Annotated in this window: 13 protein-coding genes; 7 read left to right on the top strand and 6 right to left on the bottom strand. The window is 71.9% G+C overall.

Annotated features, from left to right (window positions below; translation table 11 throughout):
• Nucleotides 1-7: 7 nt before the first annotated feature.
• Nucleotides 8-1,534: a ricin-type beta-trefoil lectin domain protein gene (locus ABD347_RS04425; protein ID WP_344356536.1), complete on the bottom strand. Its 1,527-nt coding sequence runs from the start codon at nucleotides 1,532-1,534 to the stop codon at nucleotides 8-10.
• 104 nt (nucleotides 1,535-1,638) lie between these two features.
• Between ABD347_RS04425 and ABD347_RS04420 the strand changes: the two genes are divergently transcribed.
• From ABD347_RS04420 to ABD347_RS04410, 3 genes are all read left to right on the top strand, one after another.
• A complete protein-coding gene (locus tag ABD347_RS04420; protein ID WP_344356534.1) occupies nucleotides 1,639-3,042 on the top strand; it encodes a class II fumarate hydratase in 1,404 nt (467 codons plus the stop codon).
• Nucleotides 3,043-3,124: 82 nt separating this feature from the next.
• Nucleotides 3,125-3,814 (top strand): cytidylyl-2-hydroxypropylphosphonate hydrolase, encoded by a 690-nt coding sequence (gene fomD / locus ABD347_RS04415; protein ID WP_344356532.1) that lies wholly within the window; start codon nucleotides 3,125-3,127, stop codon nucleotides 3,812-3,814.
• Between the two features lie 234 nt (nucleotides 3,815-4,048).
• On the top strand, nucleotides 4,049-6,268 hold the full coding sequence (locus ABD347_RS04410; protein ID WP_344356531.1) for a SpoIIE family protein phosphatase: 2,220 nt from the start codon (nucleotides 4,049-4,051) through the stop codon (nucleotides 6,266-6,268).
• 73 nt (nucleotides 6,269-6,341) lie between these two features.
• Here ABD347_RS04410 and ABD347_RS04405 read toward each other — a convergent pair whose 3' ends face one another.
• Complete coding sequence (locus ABD347_RS04405) at nucleotides 6,342-8,651, bottom strand: transglycosylase domain-containing protein (RefSeq protein ID WP_344356529.1); 2,310 nt, start codon at nucleotides 8,649-8,651, stop codon at nucleotides 6,342-6,344.
• Nucleotides 8,652-8,866: 215 nt separating this feature from the next.
• Here ABD347_RS04405 and ABD347_RS04400 point away from each other — a divergent pair, with 215 nt between their 5' ends.
• Both ABD347_RS04400 and ABD347_RS04395 read left to right on the top strand, forming a co-directional pair.
• Nucleotides 8,867-9,799, top strand: coding sequence for an SPFH domain-containing protein (locus ABD347_RS04400; protein ID WP_344356751.1), 933 nt, complete (start codon nucleotides 8,867-8,869; stop codon nucleotides 9,797-9,799).
• Entirely contained in the window at nucleotides 9,796-10,038 is a 243-nt protein-coding gene (locus tag ABD347_RS04395; protein ID WP_344356527.1) for a type II toxin-antitoxin system antitoxin, read from the top strand. Before ABD347_RS04400 ends, ABD347_RS04395 begins: the two co-directional genes overlap by 4 nt.
• A gap of 377 nt (nucleotides 10,039-10,415) precedes the next feature.
• On the opposite strand, the gene ABD347_RS04390 is transcribed toward ABD347_RS04395, so the two are convergent.
• Nucleotides 10,416-11,372 (bottom strand): LysR substrate-binding domain-containing protein, encoded by a 957-nt coding sequence (locus tag ABD347_RS04390; protein ID WP_344356525.1) that lies wholly within the window; start codon nucleotides 11,370-11,372, stop codon nucleotides 10,416-10,418.
• 131 nt (nucleotides 11,373-11,503) lie between these two features.
• On the opposite strand from ABD347_RS04390, the gene ABD347_RS04385 reads away from it, so the two are divergent.
• Together ABD347_RS04385 and ABD347_RS04380 are read left to right on the top strand one after the other, a co-directional pair.
• A complete protein-coding gene (locus ABD347_RS04385) occupies nucleotides 11,504-12,058 on the top strand; it encodes a peroxiredoxin (RefSeq protein ID WP_064068339.1) in 555 nt (184 codons plus the stop codon).
• Nucleotides 12,059-12,076: 18 nt separating this feature from the next.
• The gene (locus tag ABD347_RS04380) at nucleotides 12,077-12,625 is read left to right on the top strand and encodes an alkyl hydroperoxide reductase (protein WP_344356523.1); all 549 of its coding nucleotides are present in this window, start codon (nucleotides 12,077-12,079) and stop codon (nucleotides 12,623-12,625) included.
• Between the two features lie 68 nt (nucleotides 12,626-12,693).
• On the opposite strand, the gene ABD347_RS04375 is transcribed toward ABD347_RS04380, so the two are convergent.
• From ABD347_RS04375 to ABD347_RS04365, 3 genes are all read right to left on the bottom strand, one after another.
• Nucleotides 12,694-13,416: a hypothetical protein gene (locus ABD347_RS04375; protein ID WP_344356521.1), complete on the bottom strand. Its 723-nt coding sequence runs from the start codon at nucleotides 13,414-13,416 to the stop codon at nucleotides 12,694-12,696.
• The gene (locus tag ABD347_RS04370; protein ID WP_344356519.1) at nucleotides 13,413-14,729 is read right to left on the bottom strand and encodes an AI-2E family transporter; all 1,317 of its coding nucleotides are present in this window, start codon (nucleotides 14,727-14,729) and stop codon (nucleotides 13,413-13,415) included. The genes ABD347_RS04375 and ABD347_RS04370 overlap by 4 nt, the downstream gene beginning before the upstream one ends.
• A gap of 123 nt (nucleotides 14,730-14,852) precedes the next feature.
• The gene (locus ABD347_RS04365; RefSeq protein WP_344356517.1) at nucleotides 14,853-15,575 is read right to left on the bottom strand and encodes an aggregation-promoting factor C-terminal-like domain-containing protein; all 723 of its coding nucleotides are present in this window, start codon (nucleotides 15,573-15,575) and stop codon (nucleotides 14,853-14,855) included.
• Nucleotides 15,576-15,686 lie beyond the last annotated feature (111 nt).

The raw sequence follows: 15,686 nt of genomic DNA, 5'->3' as shown, positions 1-15,686 counted from the left end.
ACGCGGGTTACGCGAACCGCTGTTCCGCCGTCCCGTCGCAGGCCTGGAGCCGCAGCGGGTCCCTGGCCGCGGCGAGGGTGAGGCACAGCGACGGTGCCGCCGCCGGGCGCAGCGTCGCGCCCTCGCGGACGAACCGCTGGTTGGCCGCGCCCGAGCAGTTCCACAGGACCAGCGCCTTGCCCGCCCGGTAGGCGGCGCCCGGGACGTCCAGGCACCGGTCATGGGTCAGCGCCGTGTGGAGCGACCCGCGCGCCGGGTCGTACCACCAGTCCTGGTTCCGTCCCGCGTGGCAGTCCCAGCCACCGACCGCCGTGCCGTTGCGCGTGACCGCACCGGTGACGTCCACGCAGGTGCCGGTGGCCTCGCCGCGCAGCGGGGTGAACCCGTCGTCCCAGGCCCCCGGCACCAGCACCGGCCTGCCCGTCGACGCCGGGTCGGCGCACCCCGCCTCGCGCACGCCCGAGGCGTACAGCTGGGTCAGGCAGGAGGCGAAGGCGGCGTGACCGGCCGCGTTGGGGTGGAAGGACTGCCGGACGGAGTTCTCGTCCGGCAGTCCGGGCTTGGACAGGTCGATGTACAGGCCGCGGGCCCAGGTGTCCTCCATGCAGACCTCGTGCCCGTGGAACAGCCGCGAGTTGTCGAGGTACACGGCTCCGGTGTTCGCCGCCGCTCGCCGCATGCCGCGCTCGAACGCGGGTACGGCGGTGTTGCGGCCCCAGACGGTGTCGGAGTCGTACCCGAGGCCGCCGCAGGCGAGTTTTCCGGGGAAGTCGGGGTTGTCGTGGAAGTCGGGGCCGATGGGGCTCGGGTAGCCCATGACGACCAGCTTGTAGTCTCCGTCGGCGTACCCGGCGCCGCGCATCACGGTCCGCAGGTCGCGGACCGTCTGTTCGACCTTGGGCACGAGGGCGTCGACGCGGGCCTGCCAGCCGGGGGCGTACTTCGGCTCGCACGGACCCTGGAGGGTGAGGTAGCGGGTGACGCAGTCGGTCATCACCGGACCGAACTGGAGGTCGTCGTTGGCGCCGGCCACCAGGAGCACCATCTTGATCCGGGTGTTGCGGGCCTTGATGGCGAGGTTGTCGCTCTGGACCAGCTCGTCGGCGTACTGCTTGGTGCCGCCGATGCGGATGTTCGGCGTGGCGGCGCCGGAGCACGAGACGTTGTAGGTGACGTCGGCGGGGATACCGGTGCGGTGGATGGCCGCCTGGGGCGAGCGGTGGCACCAGTTGTCGGGGCCGTTGGTCGGGGGCTCGTACGTGCCGACGCCCTCACCCGAGATCTCGCTGTCGCCCAGGGAGATCAGGCCGGTCTTCCGTTCGGCGAGCGGCCGTTCGGCGGGACTGCCGTACAGCTTGGTGGCCTCGGCGGCGCGGATCGCCTCCAGCTCGGGCGGGAGTGGTACGGATGCGGTGGTGCGCGGGGCGTCCGCCGCGGTGGCCGCCGCCGTCCCGCCGAGGGCGGTGGCGAGCGCGGCCGCTGCCGCGACCGTGCATCGCAGTCCGAACCCGGCTCTGGTACCGGTGCGCGTCATTGCGCCTCCTGGAAGTGGGGTTACCCACGGTTTTTACTGGCCGGTACAGAGCTTGGGAATACGTGGAACAAGACAAGTGCTCACCTTTTTCAGGAGGTTGACGGATGAGCGACGACCAGCGGGAGTACCGGATCGAGCACGACTCCATGGGGGAGGTACGCGTCCCCGCCCACGCCAAGTGGCGGGCCCAGACCCAGCGGGCGGTGGAGAACTTCCCCATCTCCGGGCAGCGCCTGGAGCGGGCCCACATCGAGGCCCTGGCCCGGATCAAGGCCGCGGCGGCGAAGGTCAACGCGGAACTGGGCGTCCTGGACGAGGGCGTCGCCGCCGCCATCCAGGAGGCCGCCGCGGAGGTCGCCGAGGGCCGCTGGGACGACCACTTCCCCGTCGACGTCTTCCAGACCGGCTCGGGCACCTCGTCGAACATGAACACCAACGAGGTCCTCGCCACCCTCGCCGGGGAGCGCCTCGGCCGCCCCGGCGCCGTCCACCCCAACGACCACGTCAACGCGTCCCAGTCGTCCAACGACGTCTTCCCCTCCTCCATCCACATCGCCGCCACCGCCGCCGTCACCCGGGACCTCGTCCCGGCCCTCGAACACCTGGCGGCCGCCCTGGGGCGGAAATCAGCCGAATTCGCGGAGGTCGTCAAATCCGGCCGTACGCACCTGATGGACGCGACACCGGTCACCCTCGGACAGGAGTTCGCCGGTTACGCCGCCCAGGTCCGGTACGGCGTCGAACGGCTGCATGCCTCACTGCCGCGCCTCGCCGAGCTGCCGCTGGGCGGTACGGCGGTCGGCACCGGTATCAACACCCCGCCCGGCTTCTCCGCCGCCGTCATCGCCGAGGTCGCCGCGGCGACCGGGCTGCCCCTGACCGAGGCCCGTGACCACTTCGAGGCGCAGGGCGCGCGCGACGGGCTCGTCGAGACCTCCGGACAGCTCCGTACGATCGCGGTCTCCCTCACCAAGATCTCCAACGACCTGCGCTGGATGGCCTCCGGTCCCCGCACCGGCCTGGCCGAGATCAACCTCCCCGACCTCCAGCCCGGCTCGTCGATCATGCCCGGCAAGGTCAACCCTGTGATCCCGGAGGCGGTGCTGATGGTCGCCGCCCAGGTGACCGGGAACGACGCCACGGTCGCGGCGGCCGGCGCCGCCGGGAACTTCGAGCTGAACGTCATGCTGCCGGTCATCGCCAAGAACCTGCTGGAGTCGATCCGGCTCCTCGCCAACGCCGCCCGCCTGCTGGCGGACCGCACGGTCGACGGCATCACCGCCAATGTGGAGCGGGCGCGCGAGTACGCCGAGTCGTCCCCCTCCGTGGTCACCCCGCTGAACAAGTACATCGGTTACGAGGAGGCGGCGAAGGTCGTCAAGAAGTCCCTCGCCGAGCGGAGGACGATCCGGGAGGTCGTCATCGCATCGGGGTACGTGGAGCGGGGCGACCTGACGCTCCAGCAGCTCGACGAGGCCCTGGACGTCCTGCGGATGACCCGGCCGTGACCTGGTCTTTCGTACGCCGTCGGCCTCGCCGCCCGTGATCCGGACCGCGGTGGGGCCGGGGGCGCACCTCTAAGATCTGCGCATGACAGCCGAGACGACGACAGGGAGAGGAGCGCGCTCCGGCGGTGCGCGCTGGTCACCGGGCGCGCGGATCCTGTGGCGCTACCGGGACAACGGCGACGGTCACATCCACATCTGCCGGCCGGTGACGGTCGTCCAGGACACCGACGACCTGCTCGCCGTGTGGATGGCACCGGGCACCCAGTGCGTCAAGCCGGTGCTGGCCGACGGCAGCCCCGTCCACGAGGAGCCGCTCGCCACCCGGTACACCGCGCCGCGCACCACCGTGCGCACCCGGTGGGAGGGCACGGGCGTGCTGAAGCTGGCCCGGCCGGACGAGCCCTGGTCGGTGTGGCTGTTCTGGGAGCGCGGCTGGCGGTTCCGCAGCTGGTACGTCAACCTCGAGGAGCCGCGCACCCGATGGGCGGACGGCGTGGATTCCGAGGACCACTTCCTGGACATCTCGGTGTACCCCGATCGCAGTTGGCTGTGGCGCGACGAGGACGAGTTCGCCCAGGCTCAGCGCAGCGGCCTGATGGGCCCCGCACAGGCCCGACGGGTACGGGAAGCGGGGCGGGCGGCGGTCGAGGTGATCCGCGCCTGGGGCGCGCCGTTCGCGGACGGCTGGGAGAACTGGCGGCCGGACCCGGACTGGACGGTTCCGGATTTGCCCGCGAACTGGGATCGCACCCCGGCGCACACGGCTCCATGAGACCCTTGATGCGCCCCTGGGGTGCAAACGTAGGATCGTCCTCCGCACGTTCGCGGAGCAGTAACGACTGAGCGAAGACCAGGAACTGACCGTAAGTCATCCATGGAGGGGGTGGACCGTGCCTGATCCGTGCCCGGATCCGTCACCCCTTGTCGACGCCGCCCTCAGAGCGGGTATAGCGCCTGACAGAGCGATCGCATCGCACTACCGGCCCGGACGGACGGAATCCCACGCGTGACGGAGCATCCCACCTCCCACGAAGGCCGGCAGCCCCTGGCTGCCCGGCCGCAGGAACGCACCCGGCCGCGGCGGGAGACGCCCCCGTCCCCCGCCGCCCCGCCCGCGACCGCGCCCCTGTCCGCGCCCCGCGGGGGTGCCGCCCAGACCCCGGCGCCCTCCCCCGCGACCGCCGTTCCGGGCGGGCCGGGCGGATCGGGCCGCGGGGCGGCCGGGCGCGCCACCGGGGCGCCGGGGCACGCGGCCGGAGGCGGTACCGCGCAGGCACCGGACGCGGACGGCACTGCGGGCGGCCCGGGCACGGGCGGCGCGGCGGGCGGTGCGGGTACGGAACCCGGCACGGGCACCGGAGCCGGGGCCGGTACGGGTACGCGTACGGCGTCCGGGGTCGGTACGGGAGCCGGGGACGCCGCCGGGCGGGGCGGAGCGCCCGCGGGCGCGGCCGGGCCGCTGGACGGGCTGCCCGCCCAGGGCGGTTCCGCCGCGGGCGGCGGCAAGGAGCCCGCGGCGGCCGCGCGGCGCGAGGGCGACCGGCTGCGGTTCGTGGGCGCCGCCACCCGGCGCATCGCCCGTGGCATCGACCTGGACGAGATCGTGCTCGGCCTGTGCCGGGCCACCGTGCCGACGTTCTCCGACGCGATCCTCGTCTACCTCCGTGACCCGCTCCCGGTCGGCGACGAACGGCCCGTCGACCCGTTCGTCCTCCGCCTGCGCCGTACCGACCGGCTGCGTTTAACGGAGGACGAGGCCGACCTGGGCCTGTCGGCGGCCGATCCGGAGACCGACCTCGACCTCGGCCCGGCGGCCGAGCTGTGCGAGGTCCAGGCAGGCGGCGCCCTCGCCGAAGTCCTCCGTGGCGTACGCCCGGTCTTCGGCGACTCGGCGGCCGCCCGCGCCGCGCTGCCCGAACTGCTCGGCGACGGGCGCTGCGTACCGTCCGGGCACCGGGCGATCCTGGCGCCGCTGCGCGGCCGGCGGCGGGTCATCGGCGCGGCCGTCTTCCTGCGCCGCCCCGACCGGCCGCCGTTCGAGCCGAACGACCTGCTGGTGGCCGCCCAGTTGGCGACGCACACGGCGCTCGGCATCGACAAGGCGGTGCTGTACGGGCGGGAGGCGTACATCGCCGACGAGCTCCAGCGCACCATGCTGCCGGAGAACCTGCCGCAGCCGACCGGCGTGAAGCTGGCCTCCCGTTACCTGCCGGCGGCCGAGACGGCGCGGGTCGGCGGCGACTGGTACGACGCCATCCCGCTGCCCGGCAGCCGGGTCGCCCTGGTCGTGGGCGACGTGATGGGCCACTCCATGACGTCCGCCGCGATCATGGGCCAGCTGCGCACCACCGCGCAGACCCTCGCCGGGCTGGACCTGCCGCCGCAGGAGGTGCTGCACCACCTCGACGAGCAGGCCCAGCGGCTCGGCGAGAACCGCATGGCCACCTGCCTGTACGCGGTGTACGACCCGGTCGCGCACCGCATCACCATCGCCAACGCCGGTCACCCGCCGCCGATACTGCTCCACCTCGGTGGCCGGGCGGAGGTGCTGCGCGTCCCGCCGGGCGCGCCCATCGGCGTGGGCGGTGTGGACTTCGAGGCGGTCGAGCTGGACGCCCCCGCCGGGGCGACCCTGCTGCTCTACACCGACGGGCTCGTCGAGTCGCGGCTGCGTGACGTGTGGACGGGGATAGAGCAACTGCGGGAGCGCCTGGCCGCCACCGCCCAGCTGACCGGCCCGGACCACTCGCCGCCGCTGGAGGCGCTCTGCGACGACGTGCTGGACATGCTGGGTCCCGGCGACCGGGACGACGACATCGCGCTGCTCGCCGCCCGCTTCGACGGGATCGCGCCGAGCGATGTCGCGTACTGGTTCCTGGAACCGGAGGAGCAGGCCCCCGGCCGGGCGCGGCGCCTGGCGCGGCGGGCGCTGGCCCGCTGGGACCTGGAGGGCCTGTCGGACAGTGTCGAGCTGCTGGTGAGCGAGGTGGTCACCAACGCGGTGCGGTACGCGGAGCGGCCGGTGACGCTGCGGCTGCTGCGGACCGACGTACTGCGCTGCGAGGTCGGGGACGACTCCCCGCAGCTGCCGCGGCAGCGCCGGGCGCGGGACACCGACGAGGGCGGGCGCGGCCTGTTCCTGGTGAACCGGCTGGCCCGCCGGTGGGGTGCCACCCGGCTGTCGACCGGCAAGGTGGTCTGGTTCGAGCTGCCCACCCGTATCTGAGGCACCCCGTTGTGACATGACGGTGGCCGGGCCCCCTGGTGAGGGGGCCCGGCCACCGTCATGTCGCGCTACGTCACGGATTGGGCGGCTTCATGTCGCCAGGGCCGCCGGGTCCTCCGGAACCGCCGGACCCGCCGTCGCCCGGCTCCCCGGTCGGATCGCCGCCGTCACCACCGCCGGTGCTGCCTCCGGTGGCGCCGCCGGTGGCGCCGTCGGTCGGGTCGTCGGTCGGGGTCTCCGTCGGGGACGGGGCCGTCGGTGTACGGGTGGGGGTGGAGGGCGAACGCGTCCGGGTCGGCTCCTCGGTGGGCGACTCGGTCTCGGTCGGCTCCTCGGTGGGCGACTCGGTTGCGGTCGGCTCCTCGGTGGGCGACTCGGTTGCGGTCGGCCCGGCCGGGGCGGTCTCGGCGATGTCCAGGTCGAACCGGGCGTCGGAACCGCCGCCGAGGGCGTCCAGCGTGTAGTCGGCCCAGATGCGGGCGGGGAAGCCGCCGCCGTTGGCGCGGCCCGAGTTGGCGGTGCCGGTCAGACTGACCTGCTTGACCTTGTCGGTACTGGTGTCCTCGCCGAAGAGCGCGACGACCGTGACCAGTTCGGGCGTGTAACCGGCGAACCAGGCCGACTTGTTGTTCTCCGACGTGCCCGTCTTGCCGGCCGCCTGGTACGCGGAGGTGCTGGCCTCGTGGCCGGAGCCGTTCCGGACGACACCGGTCAGGGCGGCGGTGACGGTGTCGGCGGTCTCCCGGCTGATGACCCGCTCGCCGATGGGCGGTGTGTCGGGCACGAACGTGCGGTCCTTGTGCTCGGCGAACTTCACGATGGTCGGGTTGACCTTCTTGCCGTGGTTGTCGAGGGTGGCGTACACCCCGGCCATGTCCCACGTCGATGCGCCCATGGTGCCCAGCGACATCGCGGGCTGCTCGACGAAGCTCTCGTCGTCCTTCATACCGAGGGCGAGCGCGGTCTTCTTCACCTCGGCGGGTCCGGCGTCCACGATCATCTGCGCGAAGACGGAGTTGATCGACTTGTTCATCGCCTCCTGGACGGTGACGGGGCCGTAGCTGCGGTCGTCCTCGTTCTGCGGGGCGAAGGGGGTGTCGCTGCCCTCGACGGGGCGGCGGCTGGTGCCGTCGTAGATCGTGTTGAGCCCGATCCCGGCGCCGTCCTGCGTCTCGGCACCGTTCTCCAGGGCGGTGGCGAAGACGAGGGGCTTGAAGGTGGAGGCGGGCTGGTAGTCGCGGCGGGTGGCGTTGGACATCCAGTGCTCGGTGGCGCCGACGCCGCCGTACAGCGCGACGACCTTGCCGGTCTTGGGGTCGACGGAGGTGGCGCCGGCCTGGACGGTGGCGTCGACCTTGTCGTTCTCGCGGTCGAGGTGGTCCTCCAGCCGCTTGTCGACCGCCTCGACGAGTTCCTTCTGCCGCTTCTCGTCGATGTTGAGGGTGATGGTCCAGCCGCCGGCGTCGATGTCCTCCTCGCTGACGCCCTGCGTGATCAGCTCCTGCTTGGCGGCGGCGACGAGATAGCCGGTCTGGCCCTCCATGCCGGGCGCGGCCTTGGGCGCCTGCGGCACCGGGAACGTCTGCCCGGCGCGCTCCGACCGGTCCAGCCAGCCCTCCTCGACCATGTTGTCCAGGACGTAGTTCCAGCGCTCCTTCACCAGCTTGCGGCCGGTTTCGCCGGCGGCGGCCCAGTCGTACTGGCTGGGGGCCTGGAGCAGGGCGGCGAGGTAGGCGCCCTGGGGCAGGGTGAGCTTCTCGGCGTCGACGCCGTAGTAGGCCCGGGCGGCGGCCTGGATGCCGTACGCGCCCCGACCGTAGTAGCTGGTGTTCATGTAGCCGGCGAGGATGGCGTTCTTGTCCATGCGCTGGTCGACCTTGAGCGAGATCACCAGCTCCTTGAGCTTGCGGCTGACCGTCTGGTCCTGGTCCAGGTAGTAGTTCTTGACGTACTGCTGGGTGATGGTGGATCCGCCCTGCTTGCCCTTGCCCTGAAGGGTCTTGAGCAGACCGCGGGCGGTGCCCACGAAGTCGACGCCGGAGTCCTGGTAGAAGGTCTTGTTCTCGGCCGCGACGAACGCCTTCTCCACCTCGTCCGGGATCTTGTCCAGCCCGACGATCTCGCGGTTGATCTCACCGGTGCGGGCGAGGAGCTTGCCGTTGCCGTACTGGTAGACGTTGCTCTGCATCGTCGCCTGGGCGTTGGCGGAGGGCACCGGGACGAGCAGGTAGACGATGTAGAACGCGCCCATCGCGAGCAGGCAGAACCCGAAGAAGGCGCCCAGCAGCTTCTTCCAGGTGAAGTAGCGGCGTATGCCCGCGCCTTCGGTCTCCGCCCCGCGCGCTCCGCGTTCCCGCGCCTGTCGCGCTCCCGCTCGACCCATCGCTCCGTCGCTCCGCTCTGCTCATCTGCGAATCAGCTCAGCAAACTAACACCACGCGTGGCGACAAAGCTCAACGGATCCGGTCTTTTCCGGACGTGAGAATGAGCACCCGCATCACTGGAACCGACTCTTCAGGGGTGCGGAGGGTTGCCATGAACGATAAAGTGATATCACTTTGCTAGACAGTCCGACCACGAAACGGGGCCACCATGCTCATGAACGACCGCGCCGCGCCGGCCGAGAACCTGCCCGAGATGCCCGCGCCTCGCGTACGCGAGTTCGCCGCGCACAGCATCGGCGGCGGGCTCGCCCTCCTGCTCGGCCTCGTCGGCCTGGCGGCCGGCGTCTGTCTGCTGGTGGCGGGGGCGGCGACCGGCTCCACGGGGGTGAAGGTGACGCTGATCGTCGTCGGCGTGCTGGCCACGATCGCCTCCTTCCTCGCGATGTGCGGGCTCAACATGGTGGCGCCGGGCGAGGCGCGGGTGGTGCAGCTCTTCGGCCGGTACCGGGGGACGATCCGCGACGACGGACTGCGGTGGGTCAACCCGCTCACCTCGCGGGCGAAGATCTCCACGCGGGTGCGGAACCACGAGACGGCGGTCCTGAAGGTCAACGACGCGTACGGCAACCCGATCGAGCTCGCCGCCGTGGTCGTGTGGAGGGTGGAGGACACCGCGCAGGCGATGTTCGAGGTCGACGACTTCCTCGAGTTCGTCTCGACCCAGACCGAGGCGGCCGTGCGCCACATCGCGATCGAGTACCCGTACGACGCGCACGAGGAGGACGGTCTCTCCCTGCGCGGCAACGCCGAGGAGATCACCGAGAAGCTCGCCGCCGAGCTGCACGCGCGCGTGGAGGCGGCGGGCGTCCGCATCATCGAGTCACGGTTCACCCACCTCGCGTACGCGCCGGAGATCGCCTCCGCGATGCTCCAGCGCCAGCAGGCCGGCGCGGTGGTCGCGGCGCGGCGGCAGATCGTCGACGGCGCGGTCGGTATGGTCGAGGCGGCGCTGGACCGGCTGGAGGAGCGGGACGTCGTCGAGCTCGACCCGGAGCGGAAGGCGGCGATGGTCTCCAACCTGATGGTGGTGCTCTGCGGCGACCGGGCGGCGCAGCCGGTGCTGAACACGGGCACGCTGTACCAGTGACACCGCCGGACCGCCGCCCGCGCAAGCAGGTACTGCTGCGGCTCGACCCCGCGGTGTACGAGGCGCTGGCGCGCTGGGCGGCGGACGAGCTGCGCAGCGCCAACTCCCAGATCGAGTTCCTGCTGCGCAAGGCCCTCGCCGACGCCGGCCGCCTCCCGTCCGCCCCCGCCCCTCTCCCCCGCCGCGGCCGCCCTCCGAAGACCCCTCCGGCCCCGCCCCCGTCCCCGCCCCCGGGCTGACCGAGTGACGGGAGCGGGTGAGTGCCGGAGGACGGCGGGCGGGGACGGCGGGCCTCGGCCCCGTACGCGGGAGCTTTCGGCGAGTGCGCGCCTTGAGGGCGCGTGTCCGAGGCCGCGTGTCCCAGGGCGCCGCGCTGCGTAGGCCGCGCGGCTGTCGCCGGCGCCGGCCGCCTCCGGTACGCGCCGCTCGACGCCGGCGCGGTCGGTGCTGTGGCACCGGGCACGGCCCTGGCGGTCGCGGGCGGCCCCGGCCGGCGGGCGCTCCCGCCGGCGGTGGACGTACGGGCACGGGCGGGTCCCGGCGGTGGCGCCGCTGAGCCCGCCGCCCCGTGGCGCCCGACGCAGCGGGACGGTCCGCGCACCGGCGACCGGGTGCGTCAGCCCCCGGGCTGCCCGGCGACCCGGACGGGGAGGGCCCGCATCGCCTCGCGCAGGGCACCCGCCAGCTCCTCGAACTCGGCCTGCCGGGCCGCGCCCGTGCGCATGGCCAGCGCGACGCGCCGGGAAGGGGCCGGGTCGGCGAACCAGCCCGTCACCAGCTTGTCGTTGCGCCCGGTCTCCACCGTGACGGCGGTGCGCGGCAGCAGGGTGACACCGAGGCCGCCCGCGACGAGCTGGACCAGCGTCGACAGCCCGGCCGCGGTGGTGGTGACCGCGGCGCCGTCCTCGCGCCCCGCCTCGCGGCAGATGTCGAGCGCCTGGTCGCGCAGGCAGTGCCCCTCGTCCAGCAGCAGCAGCCGCAGCTCGCGCAGCGCGTCGCGCGGGATGTCGGTACGCCCGCCCAGCCAGTGGTCCTCGGGCGTGACCAGGACGAAGTCCTCGTCGAACAGGGGCAGTTCGGTGACCCCCGGCACCCCCAGCGGAACGGCGAGCAGCAGCAGGTCGAGCCGCCCGGCGCCCAGCCCCTCCAGCAGGGACGAGGTCTGCTCCTCGTGGACCTGGAGGTCCAGGTCGGGGTACCGCTCGTGCACCAGCCGCAGCACGGTGGGCAGCAGATAGGGCGCGACGGTCGGGATGACACCGAGCCGCAGGACGCCGGTGAACGGCGCGTGCGCCGCCTCCGCCTCCTCCATCAGCTCGGCGACCGCGTCGAGCACGGCCCTGGCCCGCACCGCGAGCCGTTCACCCGCCGGCGAGAGCAGCACCTTGCGTGTCGTACGCTCCAGCAACTGGACACCGAGTGCCTCTTCGAGTGCCGAAACCGCGCCCGACAGGGCGGGCTGGCTCATGCCGATCGCGGCGGCCGCGTCCCGGAAGTGCAGATGCTCGGCCACCGCCACGAACGCTCTGAGCTGGGCGAGACTGGGCTGCTTACCCTTATATACGGACACCACTGATAACCACCTTCGATCAACACGACCAAGTCTAGCTATTTCACTGATCAATGCACGCCGTGCCATGCTTGGGCTCCGTCCAACCCCCACGGAAGGCCTCAAAAGGGACTTCCCAGCTGCAAGGAGAGCGTGTGCTCACTGTCGGTGACCAGTTCCCCACGTACGACCTGACCGCCTGTGTGTCGCTGGAGAGCGGCAAGGAGTTCGCGCAGATCGACCACAAGGCCTACGAGGGCAAGTGGCGCGTGGTGTTCTTCTGGCCGAAGGACTTCACCTTCGTCTGCCCCACCGAGATCGCCGCCTTCGGCAAGCTGAACGACGAGTTCGCCGACCGCGACGCCCAGATCCTCGGCGTCTCCGGCGACTCCGAGTTCGTGCACCACGCCTGGCGCAAGGACCACGCCGACCTGCGTGACCTGCCCTTCCCGATGCTCGCGGACTCCAAGCACGAGCTGATGCGCGACTGCGGCGTCGAGGGCGAGGACGGCTTCGCGCAGCGCGCCGTCTTCATCGTCGACCCGAACAACGAGATCCAGTTCTGCATGGTGACCGCCGGTTCCGTCGGCCGTAACCCCAAGGAGGTCCTGCGGGTGCTGGACGCCCTGCAGACCGACGAGCTGTGCCCGTGCAACTGGAGCAAGGGCGAGGACACCCTCGACCCGGTCAAGCTCCTGTCCGGCGAGTGACGAGGCGACTGATCTGACATGGCTCTCGACGAACTGAAGTCCGCCGTACCGGACTACGCCAAGGACCTGAAGCTGAACCTCGGCTCGGTCATCGGCAACAGCGAGCTCCCCCCGCAGCAGCTGTGGGGCACGGTTCTGGCCTGCGCGATCGCCTCGCGCTCGCCCAGGGTCCTGCGCGAGCTGGAGCCGGAGGCCAAGGCGAACCTGAAGCCCGAGGCGTACCAGGCGGCCAAGTCCGCCGCCGCCGTCATGGCGATGAACAACGTCTTCTACCGCACGCGTCACCTGCTCTCCGACCCGGAGTACGGGACGATGCGCGCCGGTCTGCGGATGAACGTCATCGGCAACCCGGGCGTGGAGAAGGTCGACTTCGAGCTGTGGTCGCTCGCCGTCTCCGCGATCAACGGCTGTGGCATGTGCCTCGACTCGCACGAGCAGGTGCTGCGCAAGGCCGGCGTGGACCGCGACACGATCCAGGAGGCGTTCAAGATCGCCTCGGTGATCCAGGCGGTCGGCGCGACGCTCGACGCCGAGGCCGTCCTCTCCGAGGCCGTGGCCGCCGAGTAGTCCTCCGCGTCATCTGACGTACGAAGGGGCCCACCGACACCCGCGTCGGTGGGCCCCTTCCGTGCCGCTCAGCGCCGGAGTTCGACCATCAGCGTCCTCATGTCCTCGACCATGTGGTCCTTCATACCGGCCAGGGCGGCTTCGTCGGGCGGCTTCGGAGCATCCCGCGACTCGACGTCGTAGTCGACCTGCGCGCTGAGGAACAGCGTCAGCACCGCCTGCCCGTCGAGCACCTTCAGGCCGGCGAAGCCCTGGTCGTCCTGGGCGAAGAACGCCCGCTCCCCCAGACCTGCGACGGGCTCCCACTTCCACTGGTCCCAGGCACCGGCGGTCTCGGCCGGCTCGAACTCCGGGCCCGGGTCGGTCTTCTTGTGCAGGACGTAGGAGAAGTCGGCACTGTACGGGGACTCGTCGGTACCGAAGGCCACCGAACACTGCGCCTGGTCCAGCGCCTCGTGGCTCTGCTGCACGTCCAATGTGCCCTCACCGCGCTCGCCGTACGCCGCCGACAGGGCGCTCAGCTTCGCCTCCTCGCACAGGTCCTCGCTCGCGCGGTAGCCGCCCAGGTCGGGCCCCATGGCCTGGTACGCGTACAGCCCGCCCGCCCAGAGCGCGGACGCCACCAGCGCGCCGCCGACCGCCCACAGCCACGGGCGCGGCGAGGACCGCTGCTCGCCGTCCGGGTCCGCGGGCGACTCGACCGGGGCGGGTCCGCCGTAGGGCGGCGTCCCGTGCGGCGGGGGTATCGGCGCGTCCCCGTCGCCGCGCACGAGTTCCGGTTCGGATATCACTCGCCCTCCTCGGCGGGAGTCCCGGGGGGCGTCGGCCCCGTCGCGGGGGCGGCCGCCGTGTGCGACGGCGCGGTCAGCAGCGCCTGCTCCTGGCTGTACGCCCGCAGGTAGCCGACGACCGTGTTGGTGACGGCGACCAGCGGGACGGCCACCACGGCGCCGCCGATCCCGGCGACCAGGCCACCGGTGGAGACGGCGAGCACGACCGCCAGCGGATGCACCCGCACCGCGCGCCCCAGGATGAACGGCTGCAGTACGTGCCCCTCGATCTGCTGCACCGCGAGCACCACCAGCAGCACCATCAGCGCGGTGAACACGCCCTGGGTGACAAGGGCGACGATGACGGCCAGCGCGCCCGAGACGACGGCTCCGACCAGCGGGATGAAGGAGAAGAGGAAGATGAAGACGCCCAGCGGCACGGCCAGCGGTACGTCGAGGAAGTAGATGCCGAGGCCGATGAAGATGGCGTCGATCATCGCGACGATCACCGTGCCGCGCACATAGGCGGTGAGGGTGCGCCAGGCACGCGGACCCGCGCCCGCGACTCCGGGACGGGCCTGCGCCGGAACCAGCTTCAGCCACCAGGTCCACACCTTCTTGCCGTCGTACAGCAGGAAGAGCGTGGAGAACATGGTCAGCAGGATGCCGGTGAGGATCTCCACCATCACCGTCACGCCCTGCAGACCGGCGGTGGTGATCTCCTCGGTGTTCGTCCCGATCGTGTCGCTGAGGTTCTCGGCGATGTCGTTGATCTGCTGCTCGGTGACGTGGAACGGGCTGTCCAGCAACCAGGCCTTCAGCTCGTCGATGCCGTCCCTGACCCGGTCGGAGATGTCGCCCAGGTTGTCCATCACCTGCCAGACCACGAACCACCCGATCAGGCCCATGATGACGAACCCGGTGATGGCGGTGACGGCGGTGGCGAGCCCGCGCGGCAGGCCCGTCCTCCGCAGCATGGCCACGGTGGGCTGGAGCAGGGCGGTGATCAGCAGCGCGGCCACGAAGGCGAGGACCACCAGCTGCACTTCGCTGATGACCTTCATCAGCACCCACAGGGTGCCCGCGAGGACCAGCAGCCGCCAGCCCGCCTCGGCCGCGACACGGATGCCCCAGGGGATCGCCGCCACAGGGTCGGGCCGTGCGGCGACGGCGGGGGCGTACGCGGGGGGCGCGGGCACGCTGTCCGGCAGGACCGCGGGCTCCTCGCCGAGCTCGTCCCCCGGCCCACCCGCGGCTCGGCGCTCTTCCAACCGCTGTCCCATCCGGGTCAGGCCGGCGCCCAGTCTGCCGAGCCACCCTGGCGCTTTCGACATGATCTTCTCTCTTCCCCCCACCACTCCCCCCGGGAGTTACGGCCCCGACGGTACACGCACGGAGCCCCTCACCGTAGGACGGTGAGGGGCTCCGGGAAGCCGAGCCGGGAGGCGCGGGCCGCCCTAGTACCAGTGATTGGCCTGCCAGAAGCTCCACGCGCCGCACGGGCTGCCGTAGCGCTCGTTCATGTAGTTGAGGCCCCACTTGATCTGGGTGGCCGGGTTGGTCCGCCAGTCGGCACCGGCGGACGCCATCTTGGAGCCCGGCAGCGCCTGGACCAGTCCGTACGCGCCCGACGAGGGGTTCTGCGCGCGGTAGTTCCAGGTGGACTCGTGGTCCACGATGTTGCTGAAGCACTGGAACTGGTCGCCCGGGACCATCTGACGGGCCATCGCCTGGACCTCGGCGACGCTGTAGGAGGTCTGCGGGGCGAAGCTGGTGGCGCTGCGGACCTCGTCGCGGCTGGCGCGCTCGGCGGCTTCGCGCTCCTTGCGCTCCTTCTCCGCCTTTTCGGCCCGGGCCTTCTCCGCCTCCGCGTCGGCGGCGGCCTTCTTGGCCTCCGCGTCCTTGGCGGCCTGGATGCGCGCGGCTTCCTCGGCGGACTTCTGCGCGGCCGAGTCGGCGGCGGCGGCCTGGGCCTCCGCCTGCTGCGTCAGCGACGAGACCTCCACCTGGGCCTGCTGGCCGAGGGGGACGTCCGCCAGGAGCGTCGTGTTGGCGGCGGCCGCCTCGAAGTCGTCGTTGGAGGGCTGGGTGTTGCCCGAGGCAACACCCACGACGGCGCCGACAGTGGTGACCGCAGTGGCCGAAGCCACCGCGAATCCCCGGACCGAGATCCGGCTCACACGGTTTTCCTTCCAGCATCGTCCGCTTAGGTGACCTCGCGGGCGAAATCTTGCCCCTGACGCTGGTCCCCCCACTGCTGGGTCACGGGGGACACGGGCCCGGTGGGCAAC

Source organism: Streptomyces gobitricini, from assembly GCF_039532985.1.
GTDB lineage: Bacteria > Actinomycetota > Actinomycetes > Streptomycetales > Streptomycetaceae > Streptomyces > Streptomyces gobitricini.
The sequence above is the reverse complement of the archived record's forward strand: the minus strand, read 5'-3'. Positions and strand labels throughout refer to the sequence as shown.